Source organism: Roseateles sp. GW821-FHT09G03 (genome assembly GCF_059416045.1).
On sequence record NZ_JBWKOK010000009.1, the window covers coordinates 66,842 to 92,408 of the forward strand.

At 66.8% G+C, this 25,567-nt stretch carries 24 protein-coding genes and 2 tRNA genes; 13 read left to right on the forward strand and 13 right to left on the reverse strand.

Annotated features, from left to right (window positions below):
* Positions 1–10 precede the first annotated feature (10 nt).
* From AC07OZ_RS26015 to AC07OZ_RS26030, 4 genes are read right to left on the reverse strand one after another with little or no spacing between them, the layout of a single operon-like run.
* Positions 11–1,255 carry a hypothetical protein gene (locus AC07OZ_RS26015; RefSeq protein WP_495469943.1) on the reverse strand — a complete coding sequence of 415 codons (1,245 nt, stop codon included), beginning with the start codon at positions 1,253–1,255 and terminating at the stop codon, positions 11–13.
* Positions 1,252–2,565, reverse strand: a complete 1,314-nt coding sequence (locus tag AC07OZ_RS26020; RefSeq protein WP_495469944.1) for a hypothetical protein — start codon at positions 2,563–2,565, stop codon at positions 1,252–1,254. Before AC07OZ_RS26020 ends, AC07OZ_RS26015 begins: the two co-directional genes overlap by 4 nt.
* A 2-nt stretch (positions 2,566–2,567) precedes the next feature.
* Positions 2,568–3,287, reverse strand: a complete 720-nt coding sequence (locus tag AC07OZ_RS26025; RefSeq protein ID WP_495469945.1) for a hypothetical protein — start codon at positions 3,285–3,287, stop codon at positions 2,568–2,570.
* Positions 3,288–3,312: 25 nt separating this feature from the next.
* Positions 3,313–3,717, reverse strand: a complete 405-nt coding sequence (locus AC07OZ_RS26030) for a hypothetical protein (RefSeq protein WP_495469946.1) — start codon at positions 3,715–3,717, stop codon at positions 3,313–3,315.
* 205 nt (positions 3,718–3,922) lie between these two features.
* On the opposite strand from AC07OZ_RS26030, the gene AC07OZ_RS26035 reads away from it, so the two are divergent.
* Positions 3,923–5,518, forward strand: a complete 1,596-nt coding sequence (locus AC07OZ_RS26035; RefSeq protein WP_495469947.1) for a TIGR04141 family sporadically distributed protein — start codon at positions 3,923–3,925, stop codon at positions 5,516–5,518.
* Between the two features lie 223 nt (positions 5,519–5,741).
* On the opposite strand, the gene AC07OZ_RS26040 is transcribed toward AC07OZ_RS26035, so the two are convergent.
* A tRNA-Thr gene (locus AC07OZ_RS26040) sits at positions 5,742–5,817 on the reverse strand.
* 96 nt (positions 5,818–5,913) lie between these two features.
* The gene (locus AC07OZ_RS26045) at positions 5,914–6,369 is read right to left on the reverse strand and encodes a MarR family winged helix-turn-helix transcriptional regulator (RefSeq protein WP_495469948.1); all 456 of its coding nucleotides are present in this window, start codon (positions 6,367–6,369) and stop codon (positions 5,914–5,916) included.
* A 58-nt stretch (positions 6,370–6,427) separates the two neighbouring features.
* Here AC07OZ_RS26045 and AC07OZ_RS26050 point away from each other — a divergent pair, with 58 nt between their 5' ends.
* A complete protein-coding gene (locus tag AC07OZ_RS26050; RefSeq protein WP_495469949.1) occupies positions 6,428–7,213 on the forward strand; it encodes a siderophore-interacting protein in 786 nt (261 codons plus the stop codon).
* Between the two features lie 85 nt (positions 7,214–7,298).
* A complete protein-coding gene (locus AC07OZ_RS26055) occupies positions 7,299–7,688 on the forward strand; it encodes a VanZ family protein (RefSeq protein WP_495469950.1) in 390 nt (129 codons plus the stop codon).
* Here AC07OZ_RS26055 and AC07OZ_RS26060 read toward each other — a convergent pair.
* Positions 7,660–8,457, reverse strand: coding sequence for a helix-turn-helix transcriptional regulator (locus AC07OZ_RS26060; protein ID WP_495469951.1), 798 nt, complete (start codon positions 8,455–8,457; stop codon positions 7,660–7,662). The genes AC07OZ_RS26055 and AC07OZ_RS26060 overlap by 29 nt on opposite strands.
* Between AC07OZ_RS26060 and AC07OZ_RS26065 the strand changes: the two genes are divergently transcribed.
* From AC07OZ_RS26065 to egtD, 3 genes are all read left to right on the forward strand, one after another.
* Positions 8,456–8,692 (forward strand): hypothetical protein, encoded by a 237-nt coding sequence (locus AC07OZ_RS26065; protein WP_495469952.1) that lies wholly within the window; start codon positions 8,456–8,458, stop codon positions 8,690–8,692. The genes AC07OZ_RS26060 and AC07OZ_RS26065 overlap by 2 nt on opposite strands.
* A gap of 127 nt (positions 8,693–8,819) precedes the next feature.
* Positions 8,820–10,082: an ergothioneine biosynthesis protein EgtB gene (gene egtB, locus AC07OZ_RS26070; RefSeq protein ID WP_495469953.1), complete on the forward strand. Its 1,263-nt coding sequence runs from the start codon at positions 8,820–8,822 to the stop codon at positions 10,080–10,082.
* Positions 10,079–10,993, forward strand: a complete 915-nt coding sequence (gene egtD, locus AC07OZ_RS26075) for an L-histidine N(alpha)-methyltransferase (RefSeq protein WP_495469954.1) — start codon at positions 10,079–10,081, stop codon at positions 10,991–10,993. Before egtB ends, egtD begins: the two co-directional genes overlap by 4 nt.
* Here egtD and AC07OZ_RS26080 read toward each other — a convergent pair.
* The 5 genes from AC07OZ_RS26080 to AC07OZ_RS26100 form a co-directional block, all read right to left on the reverse strand.
* Complete coding sequence (locus AC07OZ_RS26080) at positions 10,968–12,968, reverse strand: hypothetical protein (protein WP_495469955.1); 2,001 nt, start codon at positions 12,966–12,968, stop codon at positions 10,968–10,970. The two genes, egtD and AC07OZ_RS26080, sit on opposite strands and share 26 nt — an antisense overlap.
* Positions 12,969–13,121: 153 nt before the next feature.
* On the reverse strand, positions 13,122–13,769 hold the full coding sequence (locus AC07OZ_RS26085; protein ID WP_495469956.1) for an N-acyl amino acid synthase FeeM domain-containing protein: 648 nt from the start codon (positions 13,767–13,769) through the stop codon (positions 13,122–13,124).
* Positions 13,770–14,364: 595 nt separating this feature from the next.
* A complete protein-coding gene (locus AC07OZ_RS26090) occupies positions 14,365–15,744 on the reverse strand; it encodes a lyase family protein (protein ID WP_495469957.1) in 1,380 nt (459 codons plus the stop codon).
* A gap of 146 nt (positions 15,745–15,890) precedes the next feature.
* On the reverse strand, positions 15,891–16,634 hold the full coding sequence (locus AC07OZ_RS26095; protein WP_495469958.1) for a SapC family protein: 744 nt from the start codon (positions 16,632–16,634) through the stop codon (positions 15,891–15,893).
* A complete protein-coding gene (locus AC07OZ_RS26100) occupies positions 16,631–17,932 on the reverse strand; it encodes a hemolysin family protein (protein ID WP_495469959.1) in 1,302 nt (433 codons plus the stop codon). The genes AC07OZ_RS26095 and AC07OZ_RS26100 overlap by 4 nt, the downstream gene beginning before the upstream one ends.
* Before the next feature lie 99 nt (positions 17,933–18,031).
* Here AC07OZ_RS26100 and AC07OZ_RS26105 point away from each other — a divergent pair, with 99 nt between their 5' ends.
* The 3 genes from AC07OZ_RS26105 (at position 18,032) to AC07OZ_RS26115 (ending at position 19,860) form a co-directional block, all read left to right on the forward strand.
* On the forward strand, positions 18,032–18,862 hold the full coding sequence (locus tag AC07OZ_RS26105) for a symmetrical bis(5'-nucleosyl)-tetraphosphatase (protein ID WP_495469960.1): 831 nt from the start codon (positions 18,032–18,034) through the stop codon (positions 18,860–18,862).
* A 38-nt stretch (positions 18,863–18,900) separates the two neighbouring features.
* Positions 18,901–18,990 (forward strand) — tRNA-Ser (locus AC07OZ_RS26110).
* A gap of 3 nt (positions 18,991–18,993) precedes the next feature.
* The gene (locus AC07OZ_RS26115) at positions 18,994–19,860 is read left to right on the forward strand and encodes a cyanophycinase (RefSeq protein ID WP_495469961.1); all 867 of its coding nucleotides are present in this window, start codon (positions 18,994–18,996) and stop codon (positions 19,858–19,860) included.
* 30 nt (positions 19,861–19,890) lie between these two features.
* Here AC07OZ_RS26115 and AC07OZ_RS26120 read toward each other — a convergent pair whose 3' ends face one another.
* Complete coding sequence (locus tag AC07OZ_RS26120) at positions 19,891–20,718, reverse strand: NAD(P)H-dependent oxidoreductase (protein ID WP_495469962.1); 828 nt, start codon at positions 20,716–20,718, stop codon at positions 19,891–19,893.
* A 101-nt stretch (positions 20,719–20,819) separates the two neighbouring features.
* On the opposite strand from AC07OZ_RS26120, the gene AC07OZ_RS26125 reads away from it, so the two are divergent.
* The 4 genes from AC07OZ_RS26125 to AC07OZ_RS26140 all read left to right on the forward strand — a co-directional run bounded on the left by AC07OZ_RS26125 (position 20,820) and on the right by AC07OZ_RS26140 (position 25,517).
* On the forward strand, positions 20,820–21,776 hold the full coding sequence (locus tag AC07OZ_RS26125; RefSeq protein ID WP_495469963.1) for a LysR family transcriptional regulator: 957 nt from the start codon (positions 20,820–20,822) through the stop codon (positions 21,774–21,776).
* 135 nt (positions 21,777–21,911) lie between these two features.
* On the forward strand, positions 21,912–23,339 hold the full coding sequence (locus tag AC07OZ_RS26130) for a methyl-accepting chemotaxis protein (protein ID WP_495469964.1): 1,428 nt from the start codon (positions 21,912–21,914) through the stop codon (positions 23,337–23,339).
* A gap of 184 nt (positions 23,340–23,523) precedes the next feature.
* The gene (locus AC07OZ_RS26135; protein ID WP_495469965.1) at positions 23,524–23,949 is read left to right on the forward strand and encodes a tripartite tricarboxylate transporter TctB family protein; all 426 of its coding nucleotides are present in this window, start codon (positions 23,524–23,526) and stop codon (positions 23,947–23,949) included.
* Positions 23,950–23,960: 11 nt separating this feature from the next.
* Positions 23,961–25,517, forward strand: coding sequence for a tripartite tricarboxylate transporter permease (locus AC07OZ_RS26140; RefSeq protein WP_495469966.1), 1,557 nt, complete (start codon positions 23,961–23,963; stop codon positions 25,515–25,517).
* Positions 25,518–25,567 lie beyond the last annotated feature (50 nt).

Consider the following 25,567-nt stretch of genomic DNA (forward strand, 5'->3'; position numbering starts at 1 on the left):
GGTCCTCCACCTACTTAGGTACGTGGAACACCAAGACCGTGACGATCATCTCTCGATTGGAATCCTCGTTGCCGTGCAGGATGTAGCGAAAGCCGCTCTCGTGCGGCCAGTCCACGACGCGCTTGAAATTCTTGTGAGACCGCGTCGCTGCATCAATGCCCGCGAGCACCGTCGATGTGTCCGTGCCGCGGTTGAACACAAGGATGGCAGCCTTGCTGTCCCGCCACGTCGCGTAGCTCAGCAACTGGTCGATAGCCTCGCCGTGGGCCTTTGGTCCCTTCCAGAACTTGCACTCCGCAATGAATACGTTGCGGTCGCCCTCGCGCAACAAGATGTCGGTCTTTCCGGACATGTTGAAGGTCTCGCCGCTCGCCTTTCCCTCGAACTGCCCATTGAGCTGCACGAGAAAGTGTTGGCGCAGCGCCTCCTCGTTCATGGACTTGAAGGCATCAGGGCTTCGCTCCATCACCAGCGCCATGTCCTGCATGACCCTGAGAGCGTGCTCGTACTGCTCGACTGCCCACACGGGCTCTGGCTTGAACTGCGCCGTCGTCGCTGGCGGGAGCGTCGGCGTCACGACCCGCCGCGTCGTTGGCATGGCGTACGTTTTCGGTGCGTCGTCGCGTCGGCGGACTGGGATGCCAAGAGATTCAGCGCGCTGCGATTGGGCAAGCAACCTGCTGCGCCGTTGCTGAATTGCCTGATCCGCGACGTTTGGCAAGCTGGCGTTGTGCCCGTCAATCATCGAACGCTGCCAGCCAAGATGCTGCTCGATGTCTTTCAGCGCCTGGTCCACAAGCGGCCGAATCTCTCGCGGCTGATCTGCGGGAGATTCGTATCGCAGCACAAGCTCATTTCGTTCGACGGAGGCGCGCGGCGGGTTGTGATTCCAGGTGTTCGCGCGGGCATAGAACAACTCTGAGTCGCCCTCGAAAGGAACTCGAACCTCTGTCCGTTCTCCAGGCACCAGAGCCGGCCGGCTCCTGTCGGTGATCCACCGCATTTGGTCAAAGCGAACATCAATCTGCACCTCCTGATGGTCCGCGTACCACTGATCGCGCAGAAGATTGATGGGCGCGACGCGGTACCTCTCCGCAAGGTAGCTTTTCAGATCCTCTGGCGCGGTGTTTAGGAGGCGATTGGCGTCAAGGGACTCGACCTCCTTCTGCAAGCCCTGAACCACAAGCCGAAGACGGTGGTCAAGATCGTGCGTGGAGAACAGGAAACCTTTGCTCTTCTCGATGCCACCAATCATGCTTCTCCCCCAACTGGGGTGACCAGTCTGCTTGCAATCCTGGCACTCTCAAACAAGTTGCAGCGTGGGTCGCCCGCAAGCGGATGCCATTCGTTTTTGACGACATACGTGTAGCCTTGCTCCATAAGTGAGTTCGCTTCCGGACTATTCAGTTGGCCACGCCCCTTGTAGGCGACGCTATGGACGTGCGCTCGAGACTCTGCTTGAAGCAAGTCCGACGTCATGATTTGCAATCCCGTCGCTCCCGCTCGTACATTCGAGTCGGACTGGGCTAGCGAAAGAATCTGTCCGCTGGTCATGTCGTACAGATCAGCAACCAGGCACCCCGGTCGGGTTCCCGTCAACTGATTTTTGGCAGCGTCTCGCAACTGTCGTCGAATGCCATTGAGCACCGCGTCGGGTTGCGCGCTCTCTAGCAGCACGACCACCGCGCGCTCGCCAGGGGTCACCACCATCATCAGATTCGAGTTTCCCGAGCTGCTCGCCAGCTCCGCGACAAATGCCTGGACATCCTGCAGTCGCCGCCGGGCATCAAGCCACGTTGCAAAGGGACTGCTCGCAATCTCGAATTCATACAGCCGAACACCGCACGCATCCGTGTCAATGCCGCCGCCAACGATCCCCTTCGCGACCGACTGAACTATGGCGTCATGTTGCTGTGGCGAAGCAGTCAGGCGGTCAGGAAGCGTGATGCGGACAAGCAACCCCGTTGAGGCAACCTGGAAGAGTCGCGTCAAAGTCGGCGTCAAGGCGTGCGCCAGCTTGGCGAAAAGACGCTTATGAATCTTCCTTCCGATATCGCCGGATAGCAGCTTGCATTCGACCTCGATTTCCTGACCATCCCTCGAGGCAAGAAAGTCGTAGCCACCCCCAGCTTCGAGGTCGTGCAGCTCGACCGTGTAGCCAGCTCGCACAAGGTGCGTGATCGTGCTCACTTCGAGCTGGAGAGGTAGCAGGCCAATGTCGGATTTCAATCCATCGAGAAGCTGACCTCGCAGCCGGTTCTGCGCTTTCGCGCTGAGCTGGGGGTAGATGGAAGCTACCCCCGTGGCGAACGCCATGAGCTCATAAGTGCTTGCATCCGGAGTGGCGTCGCCCTCAAAGCTTGACTCGGGCTCAGCCAGCCAACGCTGCAGGGCGAGTTCAATGGCAAAGCGGCCATTCAGCCACTCTGCCATGTATGGGTTCTCGGTGCGTTCGCGATCAAGCCACTCAAGGCGTTTGACCCACGGTTCAGCACCGGTGATGCTAAGCATCTGCTCGATAAACCCTGGAATCTCAGCAGTGGAAATGTCTGTCCGAAACCACATGCTCAAGATTTGTCGCGGGCGTCGTTGGGTGGCCGAGTGACATCGAGCTGCATGCTCACCTTCAACGGCGGAAACGTGGCAGCTATCGTGACTTCGACCGGGTTTGCGGCCTGCCATTCAGCCCGTTCCCGGTCACTCATCCGACTGTTATGCCGCGCTGAGATCGTGATGAGCGGTGCCACCACACCGGTCAACAGGAGATCCCTAAATCGCTCGGGCAAGATCTCAAGGAAATCGCCGCCCTTCGCTTTGATGTCCTTCAGAACATCGGCACCGACGAGAAGGTTTGTAATCTGGTTTTTTCGGCTCACCGACAGGCCGTCGATGTATTCCGACAAAGGCTTGTTCAGGTTTTCCAGCCGATGCACGAATTCATTGCGGACCTCGGAGAGCATCTGAAGCAACGCCCGATCATCCTTGTCGAGCAAACCCAGCACGCCGGCCAACTTCAGCCGCTTCGACTGCTCGGTGCTGCTCAGATGCTCGTACGTCTCTGATCGGCCGATTTCGAGCACCAGGTACTCAGTCAGCGTTGCCTCCACCAGCAGCCCCAGCTTGGCGATGAACACCCAGTCGCTTGGCTCCAACTTGAGCGACATGATGTACGCCCGTGGCAACTTCAACCGCTGCTCCAATGGGCGTAACAGCAGGGCAGACAACCCCGTTTCATGGTGCCAAAGCGGGTCCTGTTCAGGGCCAGCGGTGTCTTGCGCGTCCGACATGCATTGATGGTAGCCAGTTGGGTCCTCAAGAGAACGCTGCGTCGATACCTTCTTCGGCCGCGCTGCGATGTTCCAGTCGATCCGTCAGGTCAAGGTCCTGAAAAATGCCGACGACCTGCATGAAGGTGCCGAGCCCGATGCTGTCCACGACCAGAACCGGCTCGCGAGGCTTGCTCTCCAGGCTCACGCGCATCGTCTTGCCTCCAGGACCGAGTTCATCGACGTCGGCCTTCAATGCCTCGAGAGCTTCGATAACAGAAGCGGACTTCGGATGCGCTGCGAGGTCGTCGACGATCCTCCAGCTCAGGGCCTCACCGGTGGATGGGCCAGGCGGCGCGGGTGGCGGCACCCTTGATGTGATCGCCGGGTACTCGCCCGCAAGTCTTCTTCGTTTTGCCTCGCCCATATGTCGCCCTCCCAGGCCGATCACGATTGCAGTTCTGCAGGGTCGGCGCGTTTTCGCGAGCGCCAATGCCGTCATGTTTGTGCGGCCGGCCTGGAACCCAATCTAGGCAAAACCCCAGGTGCAGTCGCATCCTTGCTAACGAATTTTCCCGTGGAGAATTGATTGGCCCGGCGCGCCGACACACATCCATAAGGATGGGGGCAGCACCGGCTGTTCAGAGGAGGACAGCATGGCAACCCTCGGTGATGAAGCTCGCCTCAGTGTGAGCGTGTACCTGCTGAAGAAGTCGAAGACGACGGAAGCCCAACAGCAGCTCGAAGCGGCAAGCGAGGCGATCTACCCGCTGATCGAGGCGATTCCCGGCGGTGCGTTTATTGCGCTCCCCGCCGATGCCGAGGCACCACGGTGGCTGGACCCGATCTCGACGCTGCTGGCGCCAGGTGACGCTCCCCAACTTGAAGGCCAGTCACCTGGCGCAATCTTGTGGGCTCCCCGCGGTGACAAGACCTTCGTGTTCACTTTCGGGTACGGGCACTCCAAGGTCAAGAGTGAGTGGGTCGAGCCCGAGTTCGGAAAGATCGTCGCCTTGTCCGTGGTGACCCAAGGGCAGGTCCGCGAGGTTCGTGCTGAACAGGTTTTCGCCAGGCGCCACATTGCGAGCGAGCGGGCGCCGCGCGCAGCAGCGGTGCGCGAGTTCGGTTTCGAGGCTGATCGCGATCTGGTGACGGCCATCGAGGGCATGCCGGAGCCGACGTACTGGCCGGCCTTTGGCACCAAAGTGCGTGGGGGCGTCTCGTTCAAGTTCGACCTGGAGGTGGCCAAGCTCGTCGAGACGCTGGACCGAATCATTGAGCGCTTCGACTCGAACGATCACCGTCGCCGCTGGCCCCAAGCGAACAACCTGGTGCCGGTCCGCGACGAAGACAAGGTCCTGCAGCTCGACGCACTGTTGGATGGCCTCCTCACCGGCGCGCGGCCGGAGGAGGCTATCTCGTTGGCGGCGCCAGTTGAACGAAGCGGTGACGTCGCCTATCCGCAGCACTTCGTCATCGGCCGCAGGAATAAGGGCGCCGCAACTTCGCCGTATCTGATGTTTGCGAGCTGGCAGCGATACATCCTCGACAAGGGCTACCTGCTGGGCGTCAACGCGGCTAAGGACACGACCGTCCATCTGCTGGACGAGAACAAGGACGAGATCAACACCTGCGCCATGTACCACTGCATGGGAGCGGAGGTGGACCTTGGCGGCGTGACCCATGTGCTGTCGTCCGGCAACTGGTACGCGGCAGACCAGGACTTCATCGAGAGCACGAAGCGGACGCTCGCGACGCTGGGCGCGCCTGCCATTGCCCTCAAGGCCTGGAACACCATCGACAACGAGGGGCCCTACAACGAGGACGCCGCAGCAGCCGATCCCGAGCTGTGGCTGTTCGACAAGGAGTTGGTCAGCTATGGCGGCGGACAGTCGCGCTTCGAATACTGCGACATCATGCATCTGCCCACCAAGACGCTGTACTTCGTCAAACACCCCGGCGGCTCGGCAGGCGTCAGCCATCTTTGTGAGCAAGTCCGCCGCACAGCGGAGCTGTTCTTCGACACGGATCCCAGCTACCGCAGGAAACTCACAGAAAAGGTCGTCGGCGTCGGCAGAGGTTGGTCCACCGACTGGCTGGACGAGCGCCCCAAGCAGCACGAATGGGATCTGTGCCTAGTGCTGATGGGCAAGCACGTCGATGCGCTGCCTTTCTTCGCGAAGTGCGGCATCGCCTGGTTGCTGGGCGAGCTGCAGCGGCGTGGCTTCAAGGTGTCGTTCCAAGCGGTGTAGCCAGACTCGCGCCAGACGCTTACCGGCCATGGAGCGCCGTTGCCCCGCACCAACCCACTTGCTTCATCTCAGCCCGTCCCCTCTCGTGCTCGTATCGCGGAGACGCTTGAAGCTCAATGGACTCAAGGCATTGAAGGCTGTCTTGGCGACAACTAGCAATCCGCAGGGCTGCCAACAGTCCAAAGAAAAAGCCGCTTGGGATTCCCAAGCGGCTTTTCTGGATTGGTGCCGATGAAGAGAGTCGAACTCCCGACCTTCGCATTACGAATGCGCTGCTCTACCAACTGAGCTACATCGGCGCTGTCGCGAACAACAGAGTCTGCGACTATAGCGCAGATTTTTGACGTCGACAATTTCCGTGCCCACGTCGCACGGAGACAACGCCGCCGATCGTTTCACTCCTCGCCCAGATTCGCCTGCACGCGCTTCAGCAGCGCGGCGAGCTGCGCCTGCTCTTCCGCGCTCAAGCCGGCCAGCGCCTGCACCGACACCTGCTTCGCCTGACGCTTGAGTTCGCGCTGCACCGTCAGGCCCGCATCGCTGACGCTCAACCGCACCTGGCGGCGATCAGCCTCGTCGGTCTTCGCGTCGAGCAGGCCCTTGTCCCGCAGCGTCTTGATCAAGCGCGCCAACTGCGCCTTGTCCCGCCCGCTGTGCGACGCGAGATCGCTCTGCGTGGCTTCGGGGTTCCGCTCGAAGAAGAACAGCACCTTGCCTTCCATGTGCGTGATGTCCTGCGGGCCGTCGCGCAGGAAGCGGTACTGCAGCGCGCGGTAGCGATGCATCACCGAATGCACCAGCTCCAGGACATCGTCGTCCTTGCCCCTTCGGCCAGTGGTGTTAGTTGACATTGTCAATCTTTCCGTCGCAAGATGGATGACATTGTCAACGATATCGAAATCAGTCGCAATGAAGCCCGATCCCCTGAACACGCCCAGCACTTCCACGACGGCCGTCGCCCCTTCGACGCCTGCCGCCAGCCGCGTCCAGCGCGTGCGCCATGAACTCAAGCGCCGCGAACTGACCGTGACCAGCGTCGACGACGTGACGCCGAATTTCCGCCGCGTGACGCTGACCGGCGACTCGCTCGCCGACTTCGTCAGCGCCTCCTTCGACGACCACGTGAAGCTGATCTTCGAACCCGAGGCCGACGGCACGCCGGTCATGCGCGACTACACGCCGCGCCGCTTCGACAACGCGGCGCGCGAGCTGGTCATCGAGTTCGCCCAGCATGGCGACGGCCCCGCCGCCGCCTGGGCCGCGCAGGCCCAGCCGGGCCACACGCTGACCGTCGGCGGTCCGCGTGGCTCTTTCATCATTCCGACCGACTTCGCCTGGCATCTGCTGGTCGGCGACGAGACCGCCCTGCCCGCTGTCGCGCGCCGCCTCGAGGAACTGCCCGCCGGCTCGCGCGTCGTCGCGCTGCTGAACGTGCCGGAAAGCGATCGCCGCCGCTTCGACACCCGGGCCGACCTCGACCTGCGCTGGGTCGACGGCGACGACGCGTTGCTGGCCGCCGCCCGCGCGCTGACGCTGCCGTCTGGCGAGGGCTACGCCTGGTGCGCCGGGGAAGCCGCGGCGATGACCACAGTGCGCAAGATCCTCGTCGACGAGAAGGGCCACGACCGCCACGCGATCCGGGCGGCGGCCTACTGGAAGCGCGGCGCCAGCCATCATCACGAAAACCTGGAGTGAGCCCGAGGGAGTGCCGGACCGGCGCCGGGGAGGCGCCGACCGCGGCCTCACTTTCGCTTCACACGTGCATGGCACACTGCCCCGCATGTCTGAAGTCCTGCATGACCCGCGCTGGCGCAACGCCTGGCGCCTCCTTTTCCTCGCGGTGGTCGGGGGCGCCAGCTGGCTGGCGTTCTCGCCGCATCCGCCGCCCGCCGCCGATCTCGGCTGGGACAAGGCGAATCACTTCACCGCCTTCGGCACGCTGGCCGTCATCGGCCTGCAGTGCTTCGCCGCCGGCCCGCGCCGCCGCTGGATCGTGCTGGCGATGCTCCTCGCCTACGGCATCCTGATCGAGCTGGTGCAGTCGCAGATCCCCGGCCGCGACGCGGACGCACAGGACGTGCTCGCCGACATGATCGGCGCCGTCATCGGCGTCGCCGTGCACGCGCTGCTGCTGCGCGTGCTCACGCCGCGGGCGTCTCCGGCTCGCTGAGCTCCCGGCGCGACATCGCGATCGCGACCGCCTGGGCGCGGTTGTTCGCACCCAGCTTGCGCAGGATCTTGCGCACGTGGTTCTTGACCGTGAACATGCTGATGCCCAGCTGGATCGCGATCCCCTCGTTGCTCAGTCCCGCGCGCAGGCCTTCGACGATCTGCTGCTCGCGCGGCGTCACCAGCGATCCGGCGCGACGCGGCAAGGCCTGCCCCCGCGGCTGCAGCCGCGCGCGCCGCCAGGCCGCGTGCAATGCGGGCGTCAGCAGCTCCAGACGGCGCACGTGGTCGTCCTGCCAGCCCTCCCCCGCGAACAGGAACAGGCTCTGCGGCCGCTCGCCGTCGGCGGCGACGCCGTGCAGCGTCAGCTCTCGAAGCCCGGCCTCCAGCAGCGGCTGGAACAGCGCCGACTCCGACTCCCTTGCCAGGTCGATGTGCAGCGGCCGCCGGCCGTCGCCCCAGCGCCGGATCAGGTGCAGCCACAGGCCGTGATCGGCCGATTCGAGCTGCGCGTGCAGGCCCTCGCCGATGGGCTTCAGGTGGAAGAGCTGCGCCGCCAGCCGCGGCGACGGCGGCTGGTCGCCGACGCAGACCATCAGCCGGTGCGGCAGCAACGGCTGCAGGCGGCTCTGGCTCCAGACGAAGAACTGCGCCGGCGTGGCCGGCTGGCGTGCGCTCCACAGCGCCTCCAGCAGGCGCTCGGCGAGCACGTGGTCCTGCAGCCAGGACAAGGGCAGGCCGTCCCCGTCGACCCCACCGTGGAGCGGCATGGCCATCGCCGGCAGCGCGGACGGTGACGCCGGCGGCGCAACGGCAGGCGAAGCGGTCGAGGGCAGCATCGGAGGCAGCGGCGAGGAGATCGAGGGCGGCATCATGGGCATGGGCAAAGGCGTGAGCCGGGTCGCCGTCAGCCTGCACGCGCGCCGTGACGTCCCGATGAATCGCCTGTGCGACCGCCCGTGGCCACCCGCGGTCGGCCACGGGTATCCGACTTGCCCTACCTGACATCGGGTGGCAGTTGAGCCGCCCCGCCGGGGCCCGCCAAGCAGCCCGCACCGGACGGGGACTCGGCAAATCGGCTACCGTTCATGTTCGGCCCTTCCTCCCCCCGGGGCCCGCAGGAGTTGCTTGCATGTCGGATCACGATCTGCCGCTGGTGCGGCGCGATCTCTCGCGCCGTTTCGAAGCGGTCCGGCGCCACACGCTGGCGCTGACCGAGCCGCTGTCCGCCGAGGACCAGGCCGCGCAGTCGATGCCGGACGCGAGTCCGGCCAAATGGCACCAGGCCCACACGAGCTGGTTCTTCGAGGCGCTGCTGCTGCGCCCGCATCTGCCGGACTACCGGCCGCTCGACGAGTCCTTCCACTTCCTCTTCAACTCGTACTACGAGGGCCTCGGGCCGCGTCACCCGCGCCCCCAGCGCGGCCTGCTGACGCGCCCGTCGCTGGACGAGGTGCGCGCCTACCGCCGCCACGTGGACACGCACATCCAGCAGCTGATCGCGCGCTGCAGCGATGCGCTGTGGGCCGAGATCGCGCCGACGCTGGAACTCGGCCTGCATCACGAGCAGCAACACCAGGAACTGCTGCTGACCGATGCACTGCACCTGTTGTCCTGCCATCCGTGGCGACCGGCGCTGATCGACACCGCGCCTGCGCCGATCGCGGCCAGCACCAGCGAATGGCTGCGCCATGACGGCGGCCTCGTCGACGTCGGCCACGACGCGGGCGCCGACGGCGCGGGCTTCGCCTTCGACAACGAGGGCCCGCGGCATCGGGTCTGGCTCGAGCCCTTCGAGATCGCGAGCCGTCTCGTGACCTGCGGCGACTTCCAACGCTTCATCGAGGCCGGCGGCTATCGCGAGCCGCGCTGGTGGCTGTCCGACGGCTGGGCCACGGTGCAGCAGCAGGGCTGGAAGGCGCCGTTGTACTGGGTGGACGAGAGCGACCCCACCAGCGACGGCGCCGGTCCGCGCTGGTCGGTGTTCGGCCTGTACGGCCTGCGTCCGATGGACCCGGCCGCGCCGGTGATGCAGCTCAGCTTCTACGAGGCCGCCGCGTATGCGGAATGGGCCGGTGCGCGCCTGCCGAGCGAGCCGGAATGGGAAGCCGCCTCGGCGCTGCCCGGCATCGCGCAGCTCGACGACCAGGCCTGGCAATGGACGCGCTCGGCGTACCACCCCTACCCCGGCTTCCGGCCGCTGGAAGGGGCCGCGTCCGAATACAACGGCAAGTTCATGGTCGGCCAGCTGGTGCTGCGCGGCGGCAGTCTCGCGACGCCGCCCGGCCACACGCGCCGCACCTACCGCAACTTCTTTCCGCCGGCCGCGCGCTGGCAGTTCACCGGGCTGAGACTGGCCCGCGATGCGCGCCCGCGCGCGGAGACCCACGCATGAGCAGTTTCGCCGAGGACCTTCACGCGGCGCTCGCCGGCCCCGAGCACGCGATCTCCCCCAAGTACTTCTACGACGCCCAGGGCTCCGCCCTCTTCGAGCAGATCTGCGACCTGCCCGAGTACTACCCGACGCGCACCGAGCTCGCGCTGCTGAAACGGCACGCCGACGAGTTCGCCGCCCGCATGGGCCCGGGCGCGCAGCTGATCGAGTACGGCGCCGGCGCGCTCGTGAAGGTGCGCCTGCTGCTGGAACGCGCACAGCGCCTGCACAGCTTCGTGCCGGTGGACATCTCCGGCCCGCACCTGCTGGCCGCCTGCGAGTCGCTGCAGCGCGAGCAGCCGGCGCTGCGCATCCTGCCGGTGGTGGCGGACTTCACCCGCATGCATGTGCTGCCCGATGCACCGACGGACGGACGGCGCGTCGGCTTCTTCCCGGGATCCAGCATCGGCAACTTCAACCCGGACGAGGCGCTCGAATTCCTGCGCCTGCTGCGCGGGGAGCTCGACGGCGGGGCGCTGCTGATCGGCGTGGACCTGATCAAGGATCCGGCCCGGCTGCATGCGGCCTACAACGACGCGCAAGGCGTGACGGCGCGATTCAACCTGAATCTGCTGCGCCATGCGCAACGGGAGCTGAAGCTGGAGTGCGACCCGACCGGCTTCGATCACTACGCGTTCTACGACCCGCGCAAGCACCGCATCGAGATGCACCTGCTGCCGCGCGGCGAGCAACATCTGCAGCTGCAGGGCCGCCGCTACACGCTGGTGCCGGGCGAGAGCCTGCACACCGAGAACTCCTACAAGTACAGCGTGGAGAGCTTCCAGGCGCTGGCGCGGGAAGCCGGGTTCAAGCCGTCAGCGCACTGGACGGACGATCAGCGCTGGTTCAGCCTGCATTGGCTGGAAGCGTGACGGTCGGACGCCCTTCCCGGGCGAAATGGCTGTGCGAGCGCAGGTAGTCCTGCGTACCGGTCCAGGCGCGACCCGTGGCCCGCTGCAAGGCTTCGCGCGTCTCGCCGCCGAAGCTGTCGACAAAGGCGTTGTGATCCAGCACGAACTCCTGTGCGGGTGCGCGCTTGTCGCTCAATCCCAGTCCGAGTCGCAGTTTCGAATCGAGAAGATTGCCCGTCCAGATCGCCTCGTGGATCGCATGACCGCCGTCATAGTTCATCAACGCGGCGCACGCGAGCAGCACGTCGCGTGCGGGCGCGCGGGTCAGGCGCCTGTCCCTCAACTCGGCGTACAGGTGGAGCAGCATGTTGGTGCTGCCGGAAACGCCGGAACCGTAGGCCACGCCCCGCTGGTGTTGGAGATTCACCGAGCGTGAATAGTCGGTACTTCCAATCGCCCGTTTCCCGACATCCTCGCTCACCGCCCCGACGCGGTAGAGGGTCGATGGCCGATGCGATGGCACCAGCCGGGCATCGTCCGTAGCCGCTGGCTGGTGGCGCAGCATGATCCCTGTCCCGCGGGTACGCGCGGTGGAGGTGCTGATGCCAGGTGCATCGCGAGCTCTCTGTTCCGTGATGAATCCGTAGGGGCCCGCGGATCGATCGAGATGGCGCGGCACCTCCTGGAGTCGATCCAGCTTCTCGGCCGCTCTGCGTTGGTGCTCCCCCAGGTAGGTGACCAAGTACAACTTGGCCATGGCATCCGGCCCGTCCTGCGACGGCGTGCCGAGGAAGCTCATGAGCACATCGAGGACTTGGCCCTCGGGCGCTGCGATGAAGCGTTGATAGCCCGGCACCAGCGATTGCCAGGCTCGCGGATTCGTGCGCATCGCGTCGCGAAATCCTTCGGCAGCCTTGCGTGTGACCGGCGTGTCCCGCAGTTGGCCGGCGAACGCCTGGCTCAACGAATCGACCGCGGACAACATGCCGGGCGGAGGCGTGGCGACCAGATCGGCGGCGAACAGGCTGTCGAAGGCGCGCCCATAGGGGTTGTCGTGCAGTTGCAGACGATTCAGGGCCCTCCCACCCGAATGATCCTTCTTCGGCAGCTGTCGCAGCAGGCGATCGCAGTGCTCGGCGGCGTTCGGCTCCCCCAATTGCTTCAGCCGGTCGGCGGCGGCCGGCGCCAGTTTTCCCAGGTCGCTCAACGGCGCCCGATGGCCAAGGAAGGCGTTCCGTACCCTTGCGGACAGCGCGCTCAATGCCTTGTCGTCCGGATGACGTGCCAGCGCCTCATCAAGGATGCAGGACAGATGCATCAGGCAGTCGTTGGGCATGCGCGGCGCTTCGCGCGGGGCTGTCGACGCCCCGCCTCGGCTAGCCAGGACCTCCTGCGCCATTTCTCCCAGTTGCCGGGACGCCTGCGCACTGATCTCGCGCACGCGGACGCTGCGGGAATCGCGCACCGCATGCAGCGCATTCAGGACCGCGGCATGGGCAGGATCGTCCGAGGGAAGCCGGACGAGATGGGCGCACATCGAGCGAGCCGTAGAGGCCGGATCGCCGCCGTCGTCGAGTTGCCTGATCAATGCCTCGCCGAACTGTCGACGAGCCGTCAGCAGATGTCGACCGTCCACTTCGGTGATCGGCCTCGAGGCCGGTTTCGCGCCTGCCCGTGGCGCGACCGGCACGAGGCGCTTGATCGCGAGCCGCGTCTCAAGGTCCAGGACCTGAAGCTCAAGCTCGAGCAGCCCGGTCTTGCCCGGCGCCCAGGTCGACTCACGGTTCGCAGACCGCCTTTCGAGCGACTGAGCCCAGCCCAGCAGTCGCGAGTGGCTCCGCTTGTCCCCTGCGGTGCGCAAGGTGTCGATCTCGGCCAACAAGGGCCGGAGATCGATCGACGCTTTGCCGTCCTGGGCCGACGCCTTCCCGGCGGGGGTCGCATCACCAGCGCCGACGCGGAAGTCTCCGGCTCTTGTCGAATGGAAGAATGTCATGACTCTGGCCTCCTCCCGCGAACACAGCGCAGGACGGGATCAGAAGTCTGAGAGCGAACATTGGCGAGCGAAATCCTCAACCGTCGTTCAACATGTGCACATGACCCGTTGCTACAGGTCAGGCATCGGCAGGATTGAGGTAGGTTCGCGCGATCAGGCGTCGTAGCCGTACACGTCGGCGAGCTTGCTCAGCAGCGCAGGCTCTTCCTTGGGGGAGAAGCCGTAGGAATACAGCGTTCGGGAACGGTGCTCGCCTTCGTTCAGGGTGCCGCCATGCTTGCGGACCTTGCTCTCGACGTAGTTCAGCGACAGGCTCATCAGCACGGCGGGCGCGCCGACGCTGCGATGCATGCGCTCTTCGCCATGGGGCTGGAAGTCCAGCATCCGGCGGTAGAAGGCCGTGTGCCGCGGATTGACCTCGATCACCAGGAACTCGGCCCCCCAATGGTGGGCGGCGTGCAGGTAGGCCAGATGGAACAGGCTGGCCAGCACCAGCTTGGACGGGCCGTCCGGATCGGCGGCCAGTCGCGTGAACTCGCACAGCTGCCAGCCTTGCTGGCGCATGCCGGCCATCTCGGCCGGGAAACTCTGGTCCGCGGCCAGGTTGCCGCCATCACGCCGCAACCCCAGCGTCGACACCAGCCGGCCTTCCCAATAGGCGCCCAAGGTCACGTCCGCGGAACGGCTCAGCCTGTAACCCCGTGACGCGTACCGGCGCTCCAGCAGCGCATGACCGGTGCCTTCCATCAGCGCACGGATCTCGATGCGGCCAAACTCCGTATCGCGGGAAACGAGCTCCACGGAATCGGAGCGGACAAACGACATCGCCGAACCAATGGACTGCAGCGCCTGCAAAGGGCTTGCGGGCGCTTCCAATTCAATGTTCGACATGCGAGATTCGTCGCTCATTCCCAACTCCAGACTGCTTGGTTATCAAAGGCGAGTCTATGGCCCACTCAAAGTAATTACTGCAGGTCGCTACGATAGTTAACAAATGCGACCCCGGTCTTACGGGTCTGTCCCGGGTTTGAACGGGGGTCAATCCCTTGCCAGGGTGAAACCCCGCATTTGAGGGAATTCGGTTACATCACCCGCAGCCACGCGCAAACGAGCACCGGGCCACGCCAGCACGCGTATTCGTTGAATCTCACGCCACTCGACGCCACGCCTCCCGGCACCCTATTTGTTGCAGGTGTAACTAGATGCTTTTCGTTCAAATGCCGAATTCATGGGACACGTCAGCCCACTTTTTTGCGGAAATCCATACGGCATCTGGGGATATTTGTCGCCTCGCGCCCGATTCGCCCGCTGAACGACCAGAAAGTTCGTATCGCGTTGCGTCGCGACATCGCTTGTCCGCCGGCCCACGCCGGCCCTGTAACCGGCCCCGCGCGACTCAGGCGCAAGGTCGCGCCGCCAACGCATCCAGGCGTTGCCGCGCCTCGGCCATCAGCGTGTCGACCCGGCTGTCCGCCTGGGCGGCGATCGCGTCCAGGTCGAACATGGCCGTGAGTTCGGTCTCCGAAACCGCCATGGCCGGCAGATCGCCGACGTCGATGGCCGTGCGCAGCAGTTGCGCCAAGGACCCTTCGCCCTGGCGGACGCGGTGGATCAGGTCGCGGATCATCGCGCCGGTGCGCTGGCGTCCGAGGCGTGGCATCAGCAGATGCTCGAGGCGTTCGCTGGCCACCAGCCCCTGACGTTCGAGCACATGCGCGCGCATCCGGTCGGCGCGGATCACGGGTTCGGCCAGGGCGCGGTTGAGCGCCTGCACCGCCGCATGGGCGCCGCCCATCAGGCCGCTCCATTCCGCCAGTTCGGCCTGGTGCTGGCCCAGCCCGCGCTCGTGCTCCGGCGTCATGCAGCTCATCAGCCCGGCCACGCGTTGCGGCGCGCGCTGCACCGCCGCCATCGCCTGCAGCGCCGCGACCGGGTTCTTCTTGTGCGGCATCGACAGGCAGGCGCCGTAGCCCTCCCCGGGCGGCTCATTGAGTTCGTCGACCTCGGCCTGCGCCATCAGCGCGAAGTCCTGTGCCAGCTTGCCGAGGTTGCCGCAGAGCAGGCCGACCTCCAGGCCGAGGCGCAGCCAGCGGTCGCGCTGCGTGTGCCAGCACATGTCGGGTCGCGGCAGCGAGAGCTCGGCCGCGACGGCGGCCAGCATGTCGTCGGCGCGGTCGCCCATCGCGTCCAGCGTGCCGACCGCGCCGCCGAGTTGCAGCAGCAGCGACGCGCTGCCCTGCTCGCGCAGCCGTTCGGCGCTGCGCAGCAGCGGCATCAGCCAGTTCATGAGCTTGAAGCGCAGGCTGATCACCTGCGCGGGCTGCATCATCGTGCGGCCCAGCATCGGCACGGCGACGTGGCGCTCGGCCAGATCCAGCAATTGCCCGCAGAGCTGCTGCAGGTCGTCGTCGAGCAGGCGGAGCGCTTCGCGGGTGCGCAGCACCATCGCGGTGTCGACGAGGTCCTGGGCGGACGCGCCGCGATGCACATAGACCGCGGCGGAGGGGTCGAACAACGCGACCGTCTCCCGCAGACGCTGCACGACCGGCAGCGCCAGGTTGCCGCTGTTCGGCGCGGCGGCGATCAGCGCCGGCACGTCGTAGAGCTCGGCCCGGCACAGGCTCGCGATCGCCTGCGCGGCCGGCGCCGGGATCAGCCCCACCCGGGCCGCGGCGCGGGCGAGCGCGGCCTCCACATCCATCATCGACTGGACCACCGCGGTCGGCGAGAACACCGATTCCATCGCGGTGGACGACAAAAAAGCCTCGAACAGCATCCAACGTCCTTTAAGGACTTCCGATGCTATCGAGGCTCCCGCGTACGCCGTACTCAAGCAAACCCGCTTGGGGTTTGTCTCGGCCGGTGATCGCCCGTTGGAGCCCCCTCGTTCAGGGGTTCCGCGGGCGGGGTTTCAGCGCCTGCTCAGTTGGCCGGCACGTACATCTGGGCCAGGCGGCTCATCAGGCGCAGCGACAGGCGATGCATCGTGATGACCTCCAGCAGGCCGTTGCGGTGCAGCTCGACGACCTTCGCGTCGGGCAGCTCGGCCAGGGCCTTCTCATTGATGGTCAGGAAGCCGTCGACGTCGATCTTCTCGCCGCTGGGCAGTTGCGCCTCGAAGCGCATGTCCTGCAGCAGGTCCAGGTCCTGCAGCAGCTCGCAGGCCTGGCGGGTGCGCTCGGCCTCGCGCTCGAAGTCCTCGCAGAACTGCTTGGCGTTGAGCAGCAGGTCGGTGGGTTCGCCGTCCGCCTTGAACAGCGGCTCGCCGTCGGTCTCGTTGAACGCGCCGGAGGCCAGGTCCAGGCACAAGGCCATGTCGGACGTGTTCTCCTCGATGCGGGCCATCGCGAAGGGCCAGCGGCGGATGTAGGCGGGCACGTAGCGGCCGGTCCACTGGCCGTCCTTCACGAACAGGTTGCTGCCCTGGCGCAGGCCGAACACCGCCAGCGGGGCCACCGCCGGGCGCTGGCCGTCGGTCGCCTGGCCGACGCGCACGAACACCACCGGGTACTCGAGGCTGGCGTCGGCGAACTCGGCCACCGCAACGAACAGCGAGTTCAGCTGCGTCACGCGGTCCAGCACCGGGGCGCCGATCTTCATGCGCGTGTTCTTGTGCTGCACCCGGTCCACGGGGACCAGGTTTTCATACATCGGGGGGTTGCTCATTGATTCACTCCATCGTCCGCCAGTCGCGAGACCAGCACCTTGTCCACACGCTTGCCGTCGAGGTCGACCACCTCGAATCTCCACGCGTCCCACTCCGCCACATCGGCCGTGCGCGGCAAGCGCCCCAGCAGCAGCATCACCATGCCGGCCAGGGTGTTGTAGCGCCCACGATCCTCCTCGGGCAGTTCCTTCAGATCCAGGCGGTCCTTCAGCTCGGTGACGGGGATCAGGCCGTCCATCAGCCAGCTGCCGTCCTCGCGCTGGACCGCCCAGGCGTCCTCGCCATCGGACGAGTTGAACTCGCCCGCGATGGCTTCCAGGACGTCGCGCATCGCGACGACGCCCTGCACTTCGCCGTATTCGTCGACGACGAACACGAGCGGGGTTTCCGCGCCGCGCATGTGCGCGAGCAGTTCCATGCCGGACAGCGTCTCGGGCACGAAGACCGGCGCTTCCAGGCCGGTCGAGAGGTCCAGCGATTCACCGGCCAGCGAGCGCGCCAGCAGGTTCTGCGCGCTGACCGTGCCGACCACGTCGTGCAGCCCGCCGCGGCAGACCGGGTAGCGGCTGTAGCCGTGCGCGCGCAGGATCTGCAGCATCTGGTCGGGGCGGTCGCTGATGTCGAGCCACGCGATCTCGGCGCGCGGGATCATCATCGAGCCGATCTGGCGCTCGTCCAGGCGGAACACGTTGCGCACCATCTGGTGCTCGTGTTCCTCGATCACGCCGGCGTCCAGGCCTTCCTCGAGGCTGGCAGCGATCTCCTCTTCCGTCACCGCGCGGTTCGCGCGGCCGCCCATGCCGAGCAGCTTCAGCGTGAACTCGGTGCAGAAGCTCAGCAGCTTGACGAAGGGCCGCGTCACCAGCGACATGATCTCCATCGGCGGCGCGACCAGGCGCGCGACGTTCTCCGGGTACATCTGGCCCAGGCGCTTGGGGACGAGTTCGCCGAAGATGATGGTCACGAAGGTCAGCACCAGCACGACCAGGCCGGTGGCGGTGATGTCGGCGGCGCGGGAGCTCAGCGGCGTGCTGGCGCGCAGCACGTCGGCCAGCGGTCCGGAGAAGGCGGCCTCGCCGACGATGCCGTTGAGCACGCCGATGGACGTGATGCCGATCTGGACCGTGGACAGGAATTTCGTGGGGTTCTCGTGCAGGTCCATCGCGGCCTGCGCCCCGCCTTCCCCGCTTTCCACCATCACTTGCAAGCGTGCCTTGCGGGAAGCCGTGAGGGCCATCTCCGACATGGCGAACAAACCGTTGAGCAGGATCAGGAAGAGAACTAGGGCGGTATCCATTGACAGCGCGGACCGGGTACTAACCCCGAGTCGCGCCCAAAACACAAGGTCGGCAAGGTTAGCAGAGCCTGTGTGACATCGGCACCGCAGAATCCCGCTATGCATTACCTCATCGGCGATCTCCAAGGCTGTTGCGACGCGCTGGCGCGTCTCCTGGAAAAGATCGATTTCTCCCCGTCCCGCGACCGGCTCTACCTCCTGGGGGACCTCGTCAATCGCGGCCCCGATTCCCTGACGACGCTGCGCCGCCTGCAGTCGCTGGGCGACGCGGCGCAATGCCTGCTCGGCAACCACGACCTGCACCTGCTCGCGACGGCGGCAGGGGTGCGAGCCCCGCACAAAGGGGACACGCTGGACGCGATCCTCCAGGCGCCGGACCGCGAGGCGCTGCTCGAGTGGATGCGCCGGCAGCGGCTGGCGATGCGCGCGCAGGGCTGGCTGATGGTCCATGCGGGTGTGGTGCCGCAGTGGGACGCGGACGAGACGCTGGCGCTGGCCGAAGAGGTGCACGCGCTGCTGCGCGGCCCGGAGCTGGCGGAGTTCCTGCCGCAGATGTACGGGAACGAGCCGGACCGGTGGAAGGACGACCTGACCGGCGTGCCGCGGCTGCGTTTCATCATCAACGTGCTGACGCGGATCCGCTTCTGCAACGCCAAGGGCCGGCTGGACTTCAAGACCAAGGAAGGCCTGGGCACGGCGCCGGAGGGCTTCATGCCCTGGTTCGAGGTGCCGGAGCGCCGCACGGCGGGGCATCCGATCGCGTTCGGGCACTGGTCAACGCTGGGGCTCGTGCAGCGGCCGGACCTGCTGGCGCTGGACACCGGCTGCGTCTGGGGCGGCGAGCTGACGGCGGCGCGCGTGGCGGACGGCGAGGCATTGGAGATCATCCAGGTGCCCTGCGTGCAGGCGAAGAAGCCGGGAGCGGACTGAGCCGCCCGGGCCGCGCATACAATGCGCGCCTTCTTCCAGGAGATGTGGCCGAGTGGTTTAAGGCAGCGGTCTTGAAAACCGCCGAGGGTTCGCGCCCTCCGTGAGTTCGAATCTCACCGTCTCCGCCATCCATGACTCCCCGCACGTCCGCACGCCCCCCAGCCCTGCTCGCCCTCATCGGCGGCAACGAGGACCGGCTGACGCCGGGCACGGTGCTGCGCGAACTGGTCGCGGCCTGTCATGAGACGCGCGCAGCGGACACGCCGCTCCAGGTCGCCGTCCTCAGCACCGCCAGCGGCGAGCCCGACCTGCTCTGGTCCCAGTACGAACCGGCTTTCCGTTCGCTCGGCGCAGCGCCGCGCTGGCTCGATCCGCGCGATCGCGATGCGGCCAGCGCCGCGGACACCCTGGACGCCGTGCGGGCCGCGGATCTGCTCTTCATGACCGGCGGCGATCAGGAGCGGCTCGTCGATGTGCTCGTCGACACGCCCCTGCATGCGCTCATCCGCGAGCGCCATCGGGCCGGCGAACTCGCCATTGCGGGCACCAGCGCCGGCGCCTCGGCGATCGGCGCGCACATGCCGGTCGGTGATCTCGACGAGCAATTCGCCGGTCCGCCGCAAGCCTTGCATCGCGCGCTCGGGCTGATGCCGGCGCTCGTGATCGATCAGCACTTCGCGCAGCGCAAGCGCCATGCGCGGCTGCTGCGCCTGGTGACGCTGGATCCGCGCCGGCTCGGTGTCGGCATCGACGAAGACACCGCGGTCCTCATCCGTCCGGATGTCGTCCTGCGCATCGTCGGCAGCGGCGCAGTCACCGTCATCGACGCCGCGCGCGCCAGCGATCGACGCGAGCCCGCAGGAATCATCGCGCTCGAGAATCTCGGCTTCTCTCTGCTCACGGCGGGCGCCTCGCTGACCATCGGCGATCCGTCGGTGCCGCCGCATCTGCAGCGACTGCTGCAGACGATCGCCGCATCGGCATCGTTGCGCGACTGACGCGCGAAGCTCCGATCGCCGCTTCGCTGATCAGGCGGCCACGTGCGCCGCGAATCCGGTGAGGCCCGGCGCGACCTCGTCGCTCAACTCGTGCCCATCGGGATAGTCCCCGCCGTTCTGCGCGCGGAACGCCACGGGCGCCTCGTCGAAGACATGCGCCAAGCGCTCACGCCACGCGGCCGCGGCGGCCTCGACCGCTTCCGGCGCCATCCGCCCCGCCCCGTGCACGGCATGCGTCTTCAGCACCGACATGCCCGGATAGAACAAGGTCCCATGCGTGATCGGGAACAGCAACTGGTCGATCGGCCCGTTGATCCCGCGCGGGCCGTAGTCCGCCGCCGGACCGCCGGTCGTGACCGACACCATCGCGCGCCGGCCTTCGAAGCCGCCTTCGCCGTAGCGCACGCGGTTGCCCTGGCCGTTGCGGCCGTAGGCCAGGCCGCGAGCCCAGACGCGATCGATCCAGCCCTTCATGATCGCCGGCATGCCGAACCACCACAGCGGGAACTGCAGGATCACCAGGTCCGCGGCGAGCAGCTTGCGCTGCTCCTCGACGACGTCGGCGGGCTGGTGCCCCTGCTCGAAGGCATGACCGGACTCGCGCACAAAGTCCAGGCGCCCGTCGTCTGTGCGGATCGGAAAGTCCCGCTCGTCATAGACGGCCTTCCAGCGCATCGCATAGAGGTCGGACTGCAGCACCTCGTGGCCGGCGGCGCGCAGCGTCTGCCCGGCGACGTCGACCAGCGTGCGCGTCAGCGAGGTCGGCTCGGGGTGCGCGTGCACGATCAGCACGGTCTTGCGATGAGGGGCGTCGATGGCGGCAGCATCCGGCGCGTCGGTGTGGGCAAAGCGGGTCATGTGGGGCTCCGGGAAGTCGAAGTGGATCGGGAATGAACGTCAGTCTGACGATCCCGCACCCATCCGTGAAATCACGTCTTCTCTGTCCTACCATCGATCCCATGGATACCAGCCGCCTCGACCTGAACCTGCTCGTGACGCTCGAAGCGCTGCTGACCGAGCGCAACGTGACCCGCGCCGCCGCGCGCCTGAGCCTGAGCCAGCCCGCCGTCAGCGCGCAGCTCGCGCGGCTGCGCGATGTCTTCGAGGATCCGCTGCTGCTCCCCGCGCAGCGCGGCATGACGCCGACGGCCAAGGCGCTGTCGCTGCTGGAGCCGCTGCGCCAGGCGCTGGACCAGGTGCGCGGCGTGGCGACCTCGCACCTGAACTTCGACCCGGCCACCGCCGACCTCACGGTGACCATCGCCGCCTCCGACTACCTGCAGGCGAGCGTCCTGCAGCCGCTGGTGCTGCGGCTGCGCCGCGAGGCGCCCGCCGTGCGCATCGCCGTCCGGCACATGGACCCGAGCCAGCATGCCGCGCAGATGGCGCGCGGCGATGTCGACCTCGGCCTGATGCAGCCGATCGAGGCTGCCCCCAGCCTGCGCATGCGCGCGCTGTTCCACGAGCGCTACGTGCTGATCGCACGCCGCGGCCACCCGGCCTTGAGCACGACGCCAGGTGGCAAACCTGCGGCCAAACTGAGCGCCAAGGCCTTCGCCAGGCTGGAGCAGGTCATCGTCTCGCCCGCGGGCGGCGCGTTCTCGACGCCGGTCGACCAGGCCCTGGCCGGGCTCGGTCTGAAGCGCCAGGTCGTGCTCTCCGCGGCGTCCTTCCTCTTCGTGCCGGACATCGTCAGCCGCTCCGACCTCGCGGCCCTGGTGCCCGAGCGCCTGGTCAAGGGCCGCGCCGCCGGCCTGCTGGTGCTCCCGCCGCCGCTGCCGATCGACGGCTTCGACATCGCGATGGTCTGGCACGAGCGCAACCAGGGCCATGCCGCCCAGCGCTGGCTGCGCGACCAGGTCCACGCCGTGGCCGCCCCTCGCGCAACACCTGGCACCGGCAGCGTCGAGTCGTGAAATCCGTCGCGCGGCGGAGGGGGTCTCCTCGCGTTTGTCCCGAGGGCCAGGTCACATCCTGATACGAACATCCGCCCCGCGAGGTGAGAGCGATCCCGAGACGAGGACCGCCGCCGCGCCAGAGGGAGAACAAGGATGGGACACGTCACCGGACCGACCGGATTCCGCAAGATCTACGCGGCCTGCGACCGCGCCATGCTGCTGATCCTCGCGGTCAGTTGGCTGCTGGCGCTGGGGCTGGGCTGGCGCTATGCACAGCTCGGACTCGCCGCGGGCGTGGGCACGACGCTCCTGGCGGGCGCGGCGCTGATCTACGCCGCCGCGCCCGGCGCCACCCTCACCCGGATGGCCTTGACCACCGCGCAGGCGCTGATGGTGATGCTGCACATCCACCTCGGCGGCGGGATGGTGGAGCTGCACTTCGGCGTCTTCGTGACCCTGGCCTATCTGCTGATGTACCGCGACTGGCGCGTGCTCGTGCTCGGCGCGGCGCTCTTCGCGGTGCATCACCTGCTCTTCGACCGGCTGCTGGCCGCGGGCTTCGGCACCTACTGCCTGAGCGAGCCGGACTTCGGACGCATCGTGCTGCACGCCGCCTACGTCGTCGCGCAGACCGGCATCGAGCTGGTGATGGCCGCCCACATGCGCCGCAACACCAAGGAAGGCCTGGAGCTGCACGACCTCGTGCGCGCGCTGGGCAGCCGCGACGACCGGCTCGCGCTGGACGTCGGCCACGTGAAGGCGAGCACGCCGGCGGGCTTGCGGATCAAGGAATCGCTGCAACGGCTCAACGCGGCGATGGCCCGCGTGCGGGAGGCCTCGCTGCACATCGGCAGCGCCTCGACGCAGATCGCCGCCGGCAACACCGACCTGTCGGGCCGCACCGAACAGGCGGCTGCCAGCCTGCAGGAGACGGCCGCCTCGGTGCAGCAGCTGGCCGCCACCGTGCGCCACACCGCCGACGCGGCGCAGCAGGCCCGCGAGCTGGCCGATCAGGCCATGCGCGTGGCCGACGCCGGCGGCGGCGCCGTGACCCGCGTGGTCTCGACGATGGAGGAGATCCATCGCGCCTCGGGCCGCATCGCCGACATCATCGGCGTCATCGACGGCCTGGCCTTCCAGACCAACATCCTGGCGCTCAACGCGGCCGTCGAGGCGGCGCGCGCGGGCGAGCAGGGTCGCGGCTTCGCCGTCGTGGCGGCGGAGGTCCGGACCCTGGCGCAACGCTCGGCGCAGGCGGCCAAGGAGATCAAGACGCTGATCGGTGCCTCGACCGAGCAGGTCGGCGCCGGCGCGACGCTGGTGCAGGACGCGGGCCGCACGATGGTCGACATCGTCGGCGCGGTCCAGCGGGTGGCCGCCCTGATCAACGACATCGCCGACGCCGCCAGCGAGCAGCGCCGCGATTTCGGCCGCATCGACGCCGCCGTCGCGCAGCTCGACCAGATGACCCAGCGCAACGCCGCGCTGGTCGTCGAGTCCGCCTCCGCGGCCACGACGCTCGACGAGCATGCCGGCCAGTTGACCCGCGTGGTCGGCGCCTTCGACCTCGGCAAGGCGTAGCGAATCAACGACGTCGCGACGCCGTCAAAACACTCATACAACGTATGACAAACAGCTTCTTAACTTGAAGCTGTCGGCAAGCTGTCGAAGGCCCTTCAATGGGTCATCGCTGCGCAGAAATGCGTACGACACGGGGGAGCCGCGCCGGAACCATGGGCACATCTCGATACCTCCCCGGTGTGCCATGACCCTCAACCGTTCGCTTGCCCGAGGCCTGTTCCTCGCCGCGGTGGCCCTGTTCTTCGGACTGGGCGCGCTGCGTTATCCCATCGGCCGCATGGACCACGCCGGCCCCGGCATGTTCCCGCTGATGATCAGCATCCTGCTGGGCCTGGTGGCGCTGTCCACCATCGTGCGCGGCATCGTCGCCGGCGGCCCCGGCCTGGAATTCCAGGTCAAGAACATCGGCCTGATCCTGGGCGCGCTCACTGCGTTCTCGCTGACCTCGCGCTTCGTCAACATGTCCGCCGGCATCGTCGTGATGGTCTTCATCGCCACGGCCGCCGGCAGCAACTACTCCTGGAAACGCAACATCGTGATCTCGATCGGCCTGCTGGCCATCGCCTTCATGTTCCAGAAGTTCCTCGGCCTCAACCTGCCGCTGCTGTAAGGCCCCCGACCATGGAAATCCTCCACAACCTCGCCTTCGGCTTCGAGCACGCGCTGACCTGGCAGAACCTCATGTTCTGCGCGATCGGCTGCGTGGTCGGCACCCTCGTCGGCCTGCTGCCGGGCCTGGGCCCGCTGGCCACGATCAGCGTGCTGCTGCCGCTGACCTACTCCATCCCCGTCAACGGCGCGCTGATCATGCTCGCCGGCATCTACTACGGCGCGCAGTACGGCGACAGCGTCAGCGCCATCACGATGAAGATCCCGCATGCCAGCTCCATCGTGGCCTGCATCGACGGGTACCAGATGACCTTGAAGGGGAAGACAGGTCTCGCCCTGTTCACCGCGGGCATCTCGAGCTTCATCGGCGGCACCGTCGCCATCATCGTGCTGGCCTGCCTGGCGCCGACGCTGGGTGAAGTGGCCTTCCTGTTCGGCCCGGCCGACTACTGCTCGCTGATGCTGCTCGGCTTCCTCTGCGTGAGCTTCGTGACCACCGGCAGCCTGCTCAACGGTCTGGCCATGTGCCTGATCGGCGTGCTCTTCGGCCAGATCGGCACCGACGTCAACAGCGGCATGGAGCGCTACACCTTCGACATGCCCTTCCTCGCGGAAGGCGTGGGCCTGGTGAGCATCGCGCTGGGCTGCTTCGGCATCGCCGAGATCTCCAAGAACCTGGACGCCAAGAACGAGCGCACGCCCTTCAACGGCAAGATCCACCTGATGCCGACCTGGCCTGAGTTCAAGCGCATCATCCCGAGCGCGCTGCGCGGCAGCGTCATCGGCTCGGTGCTGGGCATCCTGCCCGGCGGCGGCCCGACGATCGCCCAGTTCGCGGCCTACGCCGTCGACAAGAAGGTCAGCAAGTACCGCCACGAGATCGGCGACGGCGCCATCGAAGGCGTGGCCGGCCAGGCCGCGGCCGACGAGGCCGCCGCCCGCACCAGCTTCATCCCGCTGATGTCCATCGGCATCCCGGAGAACCCGGTGATGGCGCTGATGATGGCCGCGTTCATCATCAAGGGCATCCAGCCGGGTCCCAACATGATCGGCGGACACCCCGACATCTTCTGGGGCCTGGTCGCCTCGATGTGGGTGGGCAACGTCTTCCTGGTCGTGCTGAACGTGCCGCTGGTGCGCTACTGGCTGTCGGTCTTCAAGATCCCGTACAACGTGCTGTTCCCGTCGATCCTGTTCTTCTGCTGCATCGGCACCTTCAGCGTCAACAACAACCTGGACGACATCTTCGTCACCGCGGCCTTCGGCCTGGCCGGCTACATCTTCATGCGGCTGGACATGGACCCCGCGCCGCTGATGCTGGGCTTCATCCTGGGCCCGATGCTGGAAGAGAACTTCCGTCGCGCCATGCTGATCAGCCGCGGCCACTTCGACGTCTTCGTGCAGCGCCCGATCAGCGCGACGCTGCTGGCGATCATCGCGTTCTTCATCGCGTGGCAGTTCATCGCCTTCATCCTGGCCAACCGCAAGGGCGTCAAGTCCACCGGCGGTCATGACGACGACGACACCAAGGGCAAGGACGGCGGCGGGGTGACGCCGCAGGTGGCCTGATTCATCCCCATCGACGCGGCGTCCGCGCCGCGCTCGTGCGCATTCGGGCG

Bases quoted from the DNA above. Each gene is read 5' to 3' on its own strand.
- AC07OZ_RS26015 (WP_495469943.1), bottom strand. From the start codon at position 1,255: ATGATTGGTGGCATCGAGAAGAGCAAAGGTTTCCTGTTCTCCACGCAC.
- AC07OZ_RS26020 (WP_495469944.1), bottom strand. From the start codon at position 2,565: ATGTGGTTTCGGACAGACATTTCCACTGCTGAGATTCCAGGGTTTATC.
- AC07OZ_RS26025 (WP_495469945.1), bottom strand. From the start codon at position 3,287: ATGTCGGACGCGCAAGACACCGCTGGCCCTGAACAGGACCCGCTTTGG.
- AC07OZ_RS26035 (WP_495469947.1), top strand. From the start codon at position 3,923: ATGGCAACCCTCGGTGATGAAGCTCGCCTCAGTGTGAGCGTGTACCTG.
- AC07OZ_RS26045 (WP_495469948.1), bottom strand. From the start codon at position 6,369: ATGTCAACTAACACCACTGGCCGAAGGGGCAAGGACGACGATGTCCTG.
- AC07OZ_RS26050 (WP_495469949.1), top strand. From the start codon at position 6,428: ATGAAGCCCGATCCCCTGAACACGCCCAGCACTTCCACGACGGCCGTC.
- AC07OZ_RS26055 (WP_495469950.1), top strand. From the start codon at position 7,299: ATGTCTGAAGTCCTGCATGACCCGCGCTGGCGCAACGCCTGGCGCCTC.
- AC07OZ_RS26065 (WP_495469952.1), top strand. From the start codon at position 8,456: ATGGCCATCGCCGGCAGCGCGGACGGTGACGCCGGCGGCGCAACGGCA.
- AC07OZ_RS26060 (WP_495469951.1), bottom strand. From the start codon at position 8,457: ATGCCGCTCCACGGTGGGGTCGACGGGGACGGCCTGCCCTTGTCCTGG.
- egtB (WP_495469953.1), top strand. From the start codon at position 8,820: ATGTCGGATCACGATCTGCCGCTGGTGCGGCGCGATCTCTCGCGCCGT.
- egtD (WP_495469954.1), top strand. From the start codon at position 10,079: ATGAGCAGTTTCGCCGAGGACCTTCACGCGGCGCTCGCCGGCCCCGAG.
- AC07OZ_RS26080 (WP_495469955.1), bottom strand. From the start codon at position 12,968: ATGACATTCTTCCATTCGACAAGAGCCGGAGACTTCCGCGTCGGCGCT.
- AC07OZ_RS26090 (WP_495469957.1), bottom strand. From the start codon at position 15,744: ATGCTGTTCGAGGCTTTTTTGTCGTCCACCGCGATGGAATCGGTGTTC.
- AC07OZ_RS26095 (WP_495469958.1), bottom strand. From the start codon at position 16,634: ATGAGCAACCCCCCGATGTATGAAAACCTGGTCCCCGTGGACCGGGTG.
- AC07OZ_RS26100 (WP_495469959.1), bottom strand. From the start codon at position 17,932: ATGGATACCGCCCTAGTTCTCTTCCTGATCCTGCTCAACGGTTTGTTC.
- AC07OZ_RS26105 (WP_495469960.1), top strand. From the start codon at position 18,032: ATGCATTACCTCATCGGCGATCTCCAAGGCTGTTGCGACGCGCTGGCG.
- AC07OZ_RS26115 (WP_495469961.1), top strand. From the start codon at position 18,994: ATGACTCCCCGCACGTCCGCACGCCCCCCAGCCCTGCTCGCCCTCATC.
- AC07OZ_RS26120 (WP_495469962.1), bottom strand. From the start codon at position 20,718: ATGACCCGCTTTGCCCACACCGACGCGCCGGATGCTGCCGCCATCGAC.
- AC07OZ_RS26125 (WP_495469963.1), top strand. From the start codon at position 20,820: ATGGATACCAGCCGCCTCGACCTGAACCTGCTCGTGACGCTCGAAGCG.
- AC07OZ_RS26130 (WP_495469964.1), top strand. From the start codon at position 21,912: ATGGGACACGTCACCGGACCGACCGGATTCCGCAAGATCTACGCGGCC.
- AC07OZ_RS26135 (WP_495469965.1), top strand. From the start codon at position 23,524: ATGACCCTCAACCGTTCGCTTGCCCGAGGCCTGTTCCTCGCCGCGGTG.
- AC07OZ_RS26140 (WP_495469966.1), top strand. From the start codon at position 23,961: ATGGAAATCCTCCACAACCTCGCCTTCGGCTTCGAGCACGCGCTGACC.